The organism is Bradyrhizobium sp. USDA 4502 (assembly GCF_054063355.1).
Window position 1 is genome coordinate 5,884,346 of sequence record NZ_JBSSGF010000001.1, and the last position, 11,613, is coordinate 5,895,958.

Annotated in this window: 9 protein-coding genes and 1 pseudogene; 6 read left to right on the plus strand and 4 right to left on the minus strand. The window is 65.1% G+C overall.

The genetic code is table 11. From position 1 onward, the window contains the following. Positions 1-18 precede the first annotated feature (18 nt). The 4 genes and pseudogenes from ACVW1B_RS27440 to ACVW1B_RS27455 form a co-directional block, all read right to left on the minus strand. Positions 19-714 (minus strand): response regulator transcription factor, encoded by a 696-nt coding sequence (locus ACVW1B_RS27440; RefSeq protein WP_253607040.1) that lies wholly within the window; start codon positions 712-714, stop codon positions 19-21. Continuing rightward, complete coding sequence (locus tag ACVW1B_RS27445) at positions 704-1,084, minus strand: response regulator transcription factor (protein ID WP_456792895.1); 381 nt, start codon at positions 1,082-1,084, stop codon at positions 704-706. Before ACVW1B_RS27445 ends, ACVW1B_RS27440 begins: the two co-directional genes overlap by 11 nt. Continuing rightward, positions 1,077-1,727: a response regulator transcription factor gene (locus tag ACVW1B_RS27450; protein ID WP_253607038.1), complete on the minus strand. Its 651-nt coding sequence runs from the start codon at positions 1,725-1,727 to the stop codon at positions 1,077-1,079. Before ACVW1B_RS27450 ends, ACVW1B_RS27445 begins: the two co-directional genes overlap by 8 nt. Beyond that, a pseudogene (locus tag ACVW1B_RS27455) lies at positions 1,724-3,599 on the minus strand (PAS domain-containing protein); the annotation flags it as partial. The gene ACVW1B_RS27450 and the pseudogene ACVW1B_RS27455, both read right to left, overlap by 4 nt. Positions 3,600-4,346: 747 nt before the next feature. Here ACVW1B_RS27455 and ACVW1B_RS27460 point away from each other — a divergent pair. From ACVW1B_RS27460 to ACVW1B_RS27485, 6 genes are all read left to right on the plus strand, one after another. Next, complete coding sequence (locus tag ACVW1B_RS27460; protein ID WP_309145013.1) at positions 4,347-5,330, plus strand: helix-turn-helix domain-containing protein; 984 nt, start codon at positions 4,347-4,349, stop codon at positions 5,328-5,330. Between the two features lie 100 nt (positions 5,331-5,430). Further along, entirely contained in the window at positions 5,431-6,429 is a 999-nt protein-coding gene (locus ACVW1B_RS27465; protein ID WP_253607035.1) for an alpha/beta fold hydrolase, read from the plus strand. Positions 6,430-6,639: 210 nt separating this feature from the next. Further along, positions 6,640-7,296 carry an SDR family NAD(P)-dependent oxidoreductase gene (locus tag ACVW1B_RS27470; protein ID WP_456822499.1) on the plus strand — a complete coding sequence of 219 codons (657 nt, stop codon included), beginning with the start codon at positions 6,640-6,642 and terminating at the stop codon, positions 7,294-7,296. Positions 7,297-8,273: 977 nt separating this feature from the next. After that, the gene (locus tag ACVW1B_RS27475; RefSeq protein ID WP_028333311.1) at positions 8,274-9,524 is read left to right on the plus strand and encodes an ABC transporter substrate-binding protein; all 1,251 of its coding nucleotides are present in this window, start codon (positions 8,274-8,276) and stop codon (positions 9,522-9,524) included. Between the two features lie 136 nt (positions 9,525-9,660). Further along, positions 9,661-10,479 carry a helix-turn-helix transcriptional regulator gene (locus ACVW1B_RS27480; RefSeq protein WP_016847806.1) on the plus strand — a complete coding sequence of 273 codons (819 nt, stop codon included), beginning with the start codon at positions 9,661-9,663 and terminating at the stop codon, positions 10,477-10,479. 120 nt (positions 10,480-10,599) lie between these two features. Continuing rightward, positions 10,600-11,610 carry a branched-chain amino acid ABC transporter permease gene (locus ACVW1B_RS27485; protein ID WP_168855385.1) on the plus strand — a complete coding sequence of 337 codons (1,011 nt, stop codon included), beginning with the start codon at positions 10,600-10,602 and terminating at the stop codon, positions 11,608-11,610. The last annotated feature ends 3 nt before the right edge of the window (positions 11,611-11,613 follow it).

Consider the following 11,613-nt stretch of genomic DNA (forward strand, 5'->3'; position numbering starts at 1 on the left):
TGCGGAAGAGTGCCAGGATCATCCTTCGACGGCGGTCTCGCGCACGGCTTTCGGCAGCGCCTCCCAGATCCGGATGAGGTCACCGATCGAAGACGCCTGCAGCTTGCGCATGACGTTGGCACGATGCAGCTTGACGGTCACCTCGCTGATCCCGAGCTCGAAGGCGATCTGCTTGTTGACGCCGCCATGCGCAACCCTGTGCAGCACCTCGCGCTCGCGCGGTGTCAGCATCCTGACGCGTTCGAGATAGCCCTTGACGACCAGGGCCTGCTGCCGGCGCGCCGCATCCATCGTGATGCCGGCGAGCACGGCGTCGAGCAACGCCTGGTCCCGCACTGGCTTGGTGAGGAAGTCGATGGCGCCGGCCTTCATCGCCTGCACGGTCATCGGAATGTCGCCATGTCCGGTCAGGAAGATGATCGGCTTGGGATTGCCGTTCTGGACCAGATAGGCTTGCAGGTCGAGACCGCTGGCGCCCGGCATCCGCACGTCGAGGATGAGACAGCCGGGGCGTTGCAGGACATCCGCCTCGAGCAACTCCCTGGTGGAAGCGAAGCCGATCGACTGGAAGCCGACCGACAGGATCAATTCGGACAACGCCTCCCGCACCGACGCATCGTCATCGACGATCAGGACGACCGGTTGCGCAGCATTATCGCCCGGCAGCGGCCGGGCTGACGGCAGGCGTCGTTGCAGCGGCGCGTCAATCCTCATGCTTCCCCTCCCTTCCGTCACGCAGGGCATCATCCACCGCGGCGAGCAGCGCCTGGCCGTCGAACGGCTTGCGGAAGAATCCGCTCAATCCCTGGGCACGGCTCTGATCCGCCACCTCATGGCGACCGCTGATCAGGAACACCGGCAGGTCCGGCCGCTGCTTCAGGGCGCGCCTGCGAAGCTCGAAGCCATCAACCCCGGGAATGCCGACATCGGTGATGAGCACGTCCACATTGGCAAAGCCGGCAGCGAGCAGCGCCTGCGCCGACGAGAAGCAGCATGTCTGATAGCCTGCGGACTCCAACAGCTCCGCCAGCGATTCAACCAGCCTCGGATCGTCGTCGACAACAGCGACAACCCTCTTACTCACGGTCGGTCCCTCCGCCGCGCCGGGAGTGGGTGACGGGAATTTGCAGCCGCTCCGCGCTGCGCACGAGGTCGGCGAGCGACGCCGCCGCCATTTTCTGCATCACATTCCTTCGATGGATCTGAAGCGTCACCTCGCTGATGCCGAGTTCCGCTGCCGCCTGCTTGTTCATGAGGCCGCTGACCACGAGCGGCAGCACGTCACGCTCACGCGGCGTCAGGCTGAGGTAACGCTGCCGCAAGCCGGAGAGTTCGGCGCGATCCGCCCTCCTGACCCGGTCCTGGTCGATCGCCGCCCGGATCGCGGCCATCACGTCGTCATCGCTGAACGGCTTGGTCAGAAAATCCAGCGCACCATGCTTGATGGCACGAACCGACGACGGGATATCGCCATGCCCGGTGATGAACACGATCGGCGGATGATCGCCCTGCGCGATCTGCCGCTGCAGATCGAGCCCGTTGATGTCGGGTAGCTCGACGTCGAGCACCAGACAGGCCGGCACGTCCGGCTTCCCGGCGTCGATATACGCCCCGGCGCAGGCGAACGTCGCGGTCTCGACGCCATGCGAGGCCAACAGCTCGCTCAACGCCTCGCGAGTGCGCTCGTCGTCGTCCACGATTAAGACAATCTGCTCCTCGGCCGTCATGTCGCCCTGTTCGCCTCGATCGGCAATGTGAAAATGAAGCTGGCGCCGTGCGGCTCATTTTCTTCCGCCCACAAATGCCCACCATGCGACTCGACGATCGAGCGGCAGATCGCAAGGCCCATGCCCATCCCGGACTCCTTCGTCGTGAAAAACGGCTGAAACACCCGGTCTGGGAATTCGACGCCCGGGCCACGGTCGCTGATCCGCACCCGAACCGCATCCTCGATCCGATCGAGGCGGATCCGGATCGATCTGTCGTCGATGGCCCGCTCCATGGCCTCCATGCCGTTGCGGATCAGGTTGCTCAGAACCTGCTGGATCTGAACGCGATCGACGGTCACGGGCGGTATGGCGGATTCGACATCGATATCGAGCCGGATGCGGGCGCCGCACGGCTTCTTCGGACATCAGCTCGCGCACCTCGGCGATGATGCTGCCCAACTCCGCGCTGCTTCGCTTGTCGAGCGATTGCCTGAACAAGGCGCGGATGCGGCTCACGACATCGGCGGCGCCATTCGCGTCGCGGATGATGCGCTCGACCGTCTTGCGCGCCCGCTCCAGGTTTGGCGGGTCCGCCGTCAACCAGCGCTGGCAGGCATGCGAATTGGCCACGACGGCGGCCAGCGGCTGGTTCACCTCGTGCGCGATCGATGCCGAGAGCTCGGCAAGGCTCGCCGCCTGGCTTGCGCCGGCAAGCTCGGCCTGCGCCATCCGTAACTCTTCCTGCGCCCGCACCTCGGCGTCGATGTCCAGACAGATCACATTCCACTGCACGATGGCGCCATCGGCGTTGCGCATCGCGCCGGCGCGGGTCTCGACCCAGCGATACTCGCCGTCGAAACGCCGCAGACGGTGCCTGCGGGCATACGGCTCGCCCGACGCCAATGAGTGCGCGTATCGCTGCTTGACGCCGTCAAGGTCGTCGGGATGGACACCGGCGTCGAGCGTCGCTTCGAGGCGCCCCTTCTCATTGCCGTCGAGCTCCTCGAGATCGTATCCAAGAAACTCGCGGAGCTGACGGCTGCGATAGATCGGCTCGCCATCCGGCGCGGCGCAATCGATCATGGCCGGCAGCGTCTCGACGAGTTGGCGCAGCGATCGCTCGCTCTCCTTCACCGCCTCCTGGGCCGTCACCAGGTCGTGGATATCGACGCTCACGCCGTACCACTGGATGATATTGCCGGCATCGTCGCGCAGCGGCTCGGCGCGGGTCTCCGTCCAGTGGTAGGCACCCCCGGCGCGGAGCTGGCGATAGATCATGACGTAAGGCTCGCCCGTCCTGAACGAGTGGGTGATCGCCGCAATCGCGGCCGCCCTGTCGTCCGGGTGAACGACACTCAGCGACGGCGATCCGTCGGGCGCGGTGATGTCCTCGAGGGAAGCACCGGTTGCGACCTTGAACCGCTTGTTGACATAGGTCGGCGTTCCATCCGGCGTCGTGCTCCAGATCAGCGCGGGCACCGCGTCGATCAGTTGCTGAAGCTGGCGTTCGCTCTTGCGCAGCGCGTCCTCCGCCTGCCTCTTCGCCTCGATATCGATCATCGTGCCGTACCAGCCGGCCAGTTCGCCCCGCTCATCGCGCGACAGCGAACCGAACGACCGAAACCAGCGATAGGTTCCGTCCGAGCCGCGCACCCGATACTCTGCATCGAACGGAATGCCGGTCTTCAGGGAATGGCGGCGGATCTCCATCACCTGCGCATAGTCGTCGGGATGGATGGCACGCCGCCAGCCGGCATTGTCCAGAACGTGAAACAGCCCGGTCTTGTCGGCGAGCTCGCCGAGATAGGCCAGCGTACTCGCACTCACATGGGTGATGTGACCATCCGGGCTCGCCGACCAGGTGTAGGCCGGCATGCTCTCGATGATCCGCATGGCCTGCACCGCATCGGCGCTCAGCTTTACCGATGACGGGATCGCGACGATCTCGCCGATGCAAAGCGCGAGGATGGCAAACAGCGCCAGCGATAGCGCGGCGCTCTGGGGGTCGTGCGCATGGAAATGCGCGGCAATCGCGCCGACGAACGCGACGGCCCACACGACCCGCAGGAGCAGGGCTGCCCGTCGGTCGACATGGAGGTATAGGGCAGCCACCACGGCCAGCAGGCCGAAGGGCGATTTCGTGAGCCAGCTGGCGGTAATGCCGGCGAGGCAGGCTGCGATCGCCAGGAAAGCGCGCTGGCGGGGCAACGCTGGCATCGTGCTGGGCTGCCTCGCCCGCGAGCGATCAGCCTTGCGGTCAATCTTGGCGTCAATCTTGGGAGCAGCCTCAAGATCGGCACTGTCGTGTTTGGCGCTATTGGTCAAATGAGGGCCGGAGTTGATCAAGCTGGGCGGTTTACGCCCCGATTGTAACCCCGCCACGTCCCGGCCGCACCTCATGGAAACCCATGTACGCCGGCGTCCCGTTCGCAGCCGGATGGATCGCCGCAGCGGAGGACGTGGGATGACCTGACGACCGGCGAACAGAGGCTATCCCGCGGCACAGTATCGCCGTCTCGGAAACCGTGCCTTTTTTCCCGCATCGCGGCCAGCTGGCATGCCGGCCGCGCACTCATGATCCGGGAAAGCCGTCATGCTCGATATCAGTGGCACCGTCAGCGGCGCGAAGGCAAATCCATGAACAAGCCTGTCCTGCATGATCTTCCGAACGATCGGCCGGCGACACCCGACGACCGCCCGGATGGCCCGCCGCTTCCCGGCCAGCGCTCGGCCAATACCGAAATGGCACGCGTGCTGAAGACGAGGCCGGTCCGCTTCGCTCTGGAGCCATCCGGCGGCTCGATTGCCTACTGGCAACACGATCCCGTGCATGAGATCGTCAAGCCGATGGCCGACCACGTCATCATGGCCTATCCCGCCGGCATTCAACGGCTCGAGCGGCGGAGCGGAAAATCGGTTGCGATCGGCACCGCGCGGCCGGGGGTGGTGACGGTCATTCCCGCCGGCGCGACCTCGCGGTGGGATGTCGTTGCGGCCGGTTCGGCGGGCCGCGCAGATTCGCCTCAACTCTTGAATCTGATCCAGCTTTATCTTCCACACGCCACGCTCGAGCGCATCGCAAGCGAAGCCGATCTGGGTGCTCTGGCAGATCTGACCGAACGGATCGGACATCCCGACGCCATCACGGCGCGATTGCTGACCAGCGGGGCTGACCTCCTGGAGAACAACACCGCGTTGGATACCCTGTTCAGGCAGCAGCTGACGGACCTGTTGGCGACCCGCCTGCTCGTCGCGCATTCCGGCTCGACCATCAATGTGCCGCCGGCGGTCGGCGGGCTGTCGCCTGCGGTGCTTCGTCGTGCCATCGAGCGCCTGCGCTCGGACAGCGATGCGGACGTCTCGCTCGCCGCGCTGGCGTCGGATGCGGGGTTGTCGCGCTTCCACTTCTGCCGCGCCTTCAAGGAGAGCACCGGGCTCTCGCCGCATGCTTTCCTGCGCCAGCACCGACTCGAGCAGGCCATGAAGATGCTGCGCGATACCGACGCGTCCGTCGTCACGGTGTCGGCCGCGCTGGGCTACGCCTCCCAGACCGCGTTTGCCGCGGCCTTCAGGAGGTTGACCGGAGATACGCCGAGCAATTGGCGGCGCCGCATGCGCTAGCAGCAATTGCGCTGCAACGGTCTCAATCGCTCTGGGGCAGCGGCGCAATTGACGGCGTAAACCATCAGCATGCCCACGCTAACAACAGGAGACAAGCAAGATGGCCTGGAACAACTCGGTCGCCCGGCTCGCACGGACGTCGCGACGAAAGCTGCTCACGGCTTCGATCATGTCGGCAATGTCGCTGACAATCCGCTCGACATCCGCCGTCGGCAAGGAAACAAAAGCTCCGACCGGCGCCGGCGACACGGTGCGTCCCGTCACCTCGATCACGACAACAGATGGCGTGCACATCTTCTACAAGGATTGGGGACCGAAATCTGCCCAGCCGATCGTCTTCCACCACGGCTGGCCGCTCAGCTCCGACGACTGTGATGCCCAGATGCTGTTCTTCCTCGGCCGCGGCTACCGCGTCATCGCCCATGATCGACGCGGTCACGGCCGATCGAGCCAGGTCAGCGACGGGCACGACATGGATCACTACGCGGCTGATGTCGCGGCCCTCGTCGAGCATCTCGATCTTCGCAATGCCATTCACATCGGCCACTCCACCGGTGGCGGCGAGGCCGCGCGTTATGTCGCGCGCCACGGCAAGAATCGTGTGGCGAAGCTGGTCCTGATCGGTGCCGTGCCGCCGCTGATGTTGAAGACCGAGGCCAATCCCGGTGGCCTGCCCATCGAGGTCTTCGACAGCCTGCGCAATCAGCTCGCCGCCAACCGCGCGCAATTCTACTTCGATTTCGCATCCGGCCCGTTCTACGGTTACAATCGTCCCGGTGCCGAAACATCGCAGCCGGTGATCTGGAATTGGTGGCGCCAGGGCATGACCGGAAGCGCCAAGGCGCACCACGACTGCATCAAGGCCTTCTCGGAGACCGATTTCACCGATGACCTGAAGGCCATCACCGTTCCCACGCTCGTTCTGCATGGTGGCGACGACCAGATCGTGCCGGTCTCCGATTCCGCCCTGCTGTCGGCCAAGCTGCTGCAGCACAGCCAGCTCAAGATCTATGACCTGCTGCCGCACGGCCTCTGCACCACGCAGCCCGGCATCGTCAATGCCGACATCCTCGCGTTCATCTCGGCCCGAAGGGCCTGATTTTGAATCGAATGATCGAGCCCGGCTTCAGCCTGGCTCTCCCCGATGGGAAGAGGTGAGCCTCTCTTGCTGCTCGCGCTCGACCTCACCTCAATCGCAGTTTCGTAAAGGACGATCACATGAAGAACGACAAGGTCATCATCCTGACCGGCGGCACCTCCGGCATCGGCCGCGCGGCCGCCCCTCGCCTTCGCACGGCAAGGCGACAAGGTGCTGGTCACCGGCCGCCGGCCCGGCCCCCTCGAGGAAGCGGTTGCCGAGCATCCGAACATCACGGGCCTGATCGCGGATGCCGCCTCCGCCGATGATGCGCGGCGCACGGTCGCCAAGGCGATCGCGGCCTGGGGCAGGCTCGATGCCGTCATCAACAATGCGGGCGCCGGCGCGATCCTGGCGCTGGAAGATGCGACGGCCGACCGGATCACGGACATCTTCGCGGTCAATGTGGTCGGGCCGAGCCTGCTCGCCGCCGCCGCGCTTCCGCACCTGACGGCGACGCGCGGCGCCATCGTCAACGTCTCCAGCACCTACGGACACAAGCCGGCGGCAGGCCTGTCGCACTACGCAGCGAGCAAGGCGGCGCTGGAGCATTTGACCCGCTGCTGGGCGCTCGAGCTTGCGCCGCTCGGCGTGAGAGTGAACGCCGTTGCGGCGGGGCCGACCGAATCCGGCGCGCTCACCGGCATGATGGGTCTCAGCGACGAGCAGGCGGCGGCCGTAAAGGAGCAGGAACGCACACGCATCCCGCTTGGACGACGCGGCCTTCCGGACGACGTGGCCGAATGGATCGTGCGGCTCGCCGGTCCCGCCACGCAATGGATGACCGGTCAGATCATAACCGTCGACGGCGGACTGGAGCTGGCATGAGCGTGCCCCCTGCCACTGATTTGCCCGACGGCGCAAGTCCCCGCAGCAAAAATATTTCGCTTTATCCGAAGCGTAACTCAGTGTATAGAAACGCCCGTCTCACCCGATCGAGGGGCGCTGCGCATCGTCACGGGTGTTGCGGTGAGATGCGGTGGACGCGACAAGCGCAACTGACGAGTGCGCATGAAGCGGACGGCGAAATCGTGCAGGCCTGACGCCCTAGCGGCAGGTGTCCTCTCGCAAAGCGCGCAAGCGTTTGCGAGGGCGGTGACAAAAAAGCCCAGTCTCGCCGGGGAGAGCATGTATAAGCCGTAACCCATCGCGCAGGAAAGCCGGGTTGTTTCCGGTTACACCTGTGGTCCTACCCCCGAGCTTTCTACCCATTGCTCGGGGCCCATGGGTGCGATCGGCACCCGGCTTTCCCTGCGCCCTCTGTTCAAGAGAGGGCGGAAAGAAGAGCAAAGCTCGGACAAAATATGTCGCGAGAACGCAAACGGTATGACTCACAAGTCGCGCAACAAATTGAGTGTCGTCCCGGCGAAGGCCGGGACCCATAACCACAAATTCCGATTGTCAAGCATCGCTGGAACGACGTGTCCTTACAACAACGTCCGCCGCGGCGTATGGGTCCCGGCCTTCGCCGGGACGACGCGAAGGAAGCTGCCTGCTCGCATTCCTCTCCGGCGTCGTCATCCGCGCATCCAGTACGCCCCAACCTCTCGGCTCCAGCACCGCCGTTTCTCGAATATACTGGATCACCCGCTTTCCCGGGTGACGACACCGAACAAGCTCCGCGGCTTTGCGCCGCGAGCCGCGCTGCGGCGCAACAATCAAAATGAGACTGCCCGTTAAGCCACCCCGCGTCGACGACATCCGCGCCGCGCCTGCCTTCGGCTAGCTTTGCCGGCAACAACCGGACGCCCATCAGCCTTCGCACGGCAAGTGGACGCCGGCGACAACGCAGAGGGAGGAGCGCGATGTTGAAAGGCAGTTTGGGACTGATTGCGTTGAGCAGCCTGTTGCTTTCGGGCACGGCGTTCGCTCAGGAGAAGATCAAGGTCGGCGTCACCGCGACGCTCGAGGGCACCTACACGGTGCTCGGCGAGGACGGCATGCGCGGCTTCCAGACGGCGCTCAACGTGCTCGGCAAGAAGATCGGCGACAAGGAGCTCGAATTCGTCGTCGCCTCGACCGACGCGACGCCCGACTCCGCGGTGCGCGCGGTGCGCAAGCTGATCGAGCAGGACAAGGTGCAGATCCTGCTGTCGCCGCTGTCCGGCGACGAAGGCATCGCGGTCAAGAACTTCGCCAAGACCCATCCGGAGCTGACCTTCGTCAACGCCGCCTCCGGCGCGCAGGAGACGACCTATGTCGATCCGGCGCCGAACTTCTTCCGCTACAACATGGACGGCGCGCAGTGGCAGGTCGGCCTCGGCAAATACGCCTACGAGACCAAGGGCTATCGCAAGATCGCGACCGTCGGCGAGGACTACTCCTTCATCTACACCCAGGTATTTGGCCTGGTGCTCGAGTTCTGCGGCGCCGGCGGCCAGGTCACCAACCGACAATGGGTGCCGCTCGGCACCAAGGACTTTGCCTCCGTGATCGCCGCGCTGCCTGACGACGTCGACGCGATCTATCTCGGCCTCGGCGGCGCCGACGCCGTCAACTTCCTCAACCAGTATCAGCAGGCCGGCGGCAAGGCGCATCTGATGGGCGGCTCGATCATGATCGACCAGACCATCCTGTCGTCGAAGGGCAACGCCAAGAACGCGCTGATCGGCACCATCGCCGCGAGCGGCCAGGCCGATACCTGGGAGGATCCGGGCTGGCAGAAATTCGTGAAGGCCTATCAGGATGCCTTCCCGCCGGCCAAACGCTTCCCGAGCCCGTCGCTGCTCGCGACCAACTATTACGGCTCGACGATGGCGCTGATCCTGGCGCTGCGCCAGGTCAATGGCGATCTCTCCAACAACCAGGCCAAGCTCAAGGACGCGCTGGCGAAGATCGAGATCGACGCGCCGAACGGCAAGATCAAGCTCGACTCCAACCGCCAGGCGATCGGCACCAATTTCGTCACCGAGGTGGTCGATGACGGCAAGGGCGCACTGTTCAGCAAGGTCGTCAAGGTGATCCCGAACGTCAACCAGACGCTGGGCTACGATCCGGCGGTGTTCGCCAAGATCGGCCTGCCGAGCCGCACGGTCCCGGAGTGCAAGAAGTACTGACGTATTTGTTGCAGTGCAGGCTGAACGGCCGGGGCATGGTGCGCGGTTGCATCAAGAGCCCTGCTCGCCCTTGCTTTCCGCGGGCGGATGATGAACGCTTGTCGAAAAGACAAGAACATCCCGCGGGAGGGGAGGCATGAGCAGGGCGCTTGCCGTCTTCCACGGCCGGTTCGGTCGCGCGACGGTCTATCAGTTGAACCGTCCCTTCAACGTGCATGCGCACCGCGAGGGGCATCTGATCTTTCATGTCGGCGGAACGCCGGCGCAGATCGACGTCTCGGAGCAGCGGCTGCTGCTCAAGGACGACACCGTCGTCGCGGTCAACCCGTGGGAACCGCACAACTTTCTGCCGACCGACATGGATCACGGCGCGATCTTCTTCGTGCTCTATGTCAACGCCGAATGGTTCGCGCCGCAGCCCGCGACGGCACAGGGCCTGCGGTTCGGCCGCACCTTCTTTCCGCGCACCGAAGCGCTCGACCGGCTGATCCGCCGCACCGCAGCACTAGTGTGCGGCGCGCCGTCGCTGCGCAGCCTCGATTGCGAACTCCGGCAGCTGATCGACTCCTGCTACGAGGAGAGCTGGCAGGCCGCGCAGGATGCGCGCGCGGCGGCCGCGGTGACCGATTTCAGGGTGCGCAAATCGATCAAGCTGATGTCGGAAAGCCCCGGCGCCGAGATCGAGCTCGATGCGATCGCGCGCGAGGCCGGGCTGTCGCGGCCGCATTTCTACCGGCTGTTCCGCACCCAGACCGGCGTCACCCCTCACCTCTACATGAACACGCTGATCATGGAGCAGGCGCTCGATGCGCTGGTGGCGACCGAGACGCCGATCGCCGATATCGGCTTCGACCTCGGCTTCTCCTCGCAGAGCGGCTTCACCCGCTTCTTCGCCGCCAATGTCGGCATGGCCCCGACCGACTATCGCCGCGCCGCCAAGGTGTTGCGGCCGTGAAGGAGTTCCGGAGCGCACGATAAAAGATACTGTCGATCAAATCCTGAGCTTACGCCCTCGGTAGGATACTGGACACGCGGCCCGGCAGACGGTCGCGACCAGTGAGGGAACGCGACGGAGATGGCCAGGTTCATCGAACGCCATCCGGCCTGGGCGCTGATCGTGATCATCGCGGTCGCGGTGCTCGCGTGGCTGGTGTTCGCGATCTGGCCGCCGGGGCTGGAGGCCGCGATCGGCCGCAAGCGCGTGTTCCTCAACGCGGTGCTGAACGGCATCACGCTCGGCGGGCTCTACTTCCTGGTGGCCAGCGGCTTCACGCTGATCTTCGGCCTGATGCGCAACGTCAACCTTGCGCACGGCTCGCTCTATCTGTTCGGCGGCTATGTCGGCTACGCGATCAGCAGCTGGACCGGGTCGTGGCTCCTCAGCTTCATCATCGCCTTCATCGCGGTGGCGCTGGTCGGCGTGATCCTGCAGCTCGTCGTGTTCCGACGCATGGAGGGTCAGGACCTCAGGCAGACGATGGTGACGATCGGGCTGTCGATCGTGTTCGCCGATCTGATGCTCTGGGTGTTCGGCGGCGATTTCTACCAGATCCAGACCCCGAGCTGGCTGATCGGCCCGATCCAGCTGCCGCTGCTGACCGCGATCAAATCAACGGGCGAACCGGTCTATCTGCAATACCCGCTGGTGCGGCTGGTGATCTTCGCTGCGTCCGTCGTGATCGGAATCGCGATGTGGCTGGCGCTCAACCGGACGCGGATCGGCATGATCGTGCGTGCCGGCGTCGACGACCGCGACATCCTGGCCGCCACCGGCGTGCGGATCCAGCTGGTGTTCGTGCTGGTGTTCGCGCTCGGCGCGGGCCTTGCCGGCATTGCCGGCGTGGTCGGCGGCACCTTCCAGTCGCTGTCGCCGGGCGAGGATACGCGGTTCCTGCTCGCCTCCCTCGTCGTCGTGATCGTCGGCGGCATGGGCTCGATCCCGGGAGCGGCGCTCGGCGCCGTCATCATCGGCCTCGCCGAGCAGCTCGGCTCGGTCTACATCCCGACCTACGCCATCGTCGTCACCTTCCTGATCATGGTGCTGGTGCTGGCGCTGCGGCCGCAGGGCCTGCTCGCGAGGCGATGACAG

Bases quoted from the DNA above. Each gene is read 5' to 3' on its own strand.
- ACVW1B_RS27465 (WP_253607035.1), top strand. From the start codon at position 5,431: ATGGCCTGGAACAACTCGGTCGCCCGGCTCGCACGGACGTCGCGACGA.
- ACVW1B_RS27475 (WP_028333311.1), top strand. From the start codon at position 8,274: ATGTTGAAAGGCAGTTTGGGACTGATTGCGTTGAGCAGCCTGTTGCTT.
- ACVW1B_RS27480 (WP_016847806.1), top strand. From the start codon at position 9,661: ATGAGCAGGGCGCTTGCCGTCTTCCACGGCCGGTTCGGTCGCGCGACG.
- ACVW1B_RS27460 (WP_309145013.1), top strand. From the start codon at position 4,347: ATGAACAAGCCTGTCCTGCATGATCTTCCGAACGATCGGCCGGCGACA.
- ACVW1B_RS27450 (WP_253607038.1), bottom strand. From the start codon at position 1,727: ATGACGGCCGAGGAGCAGATTGTCTTAATCGTGGACGACGACGAGCGC.
- ACVW1B_RS27440 (WP_253607040.1), bottom strand. From the start codon at position 714: ATGAGGATTGACGCGCCGCTGCAACGACGCCTGCCGTCAGCCCGGCCG.
- ACVW1B_RS27485 (WP_168855385.1), top strand. From the start codon at position 10,600: ATGGCCAGGTTCATCGAACGCCATCCGGCCTGGGCGCTGATCGTGATC.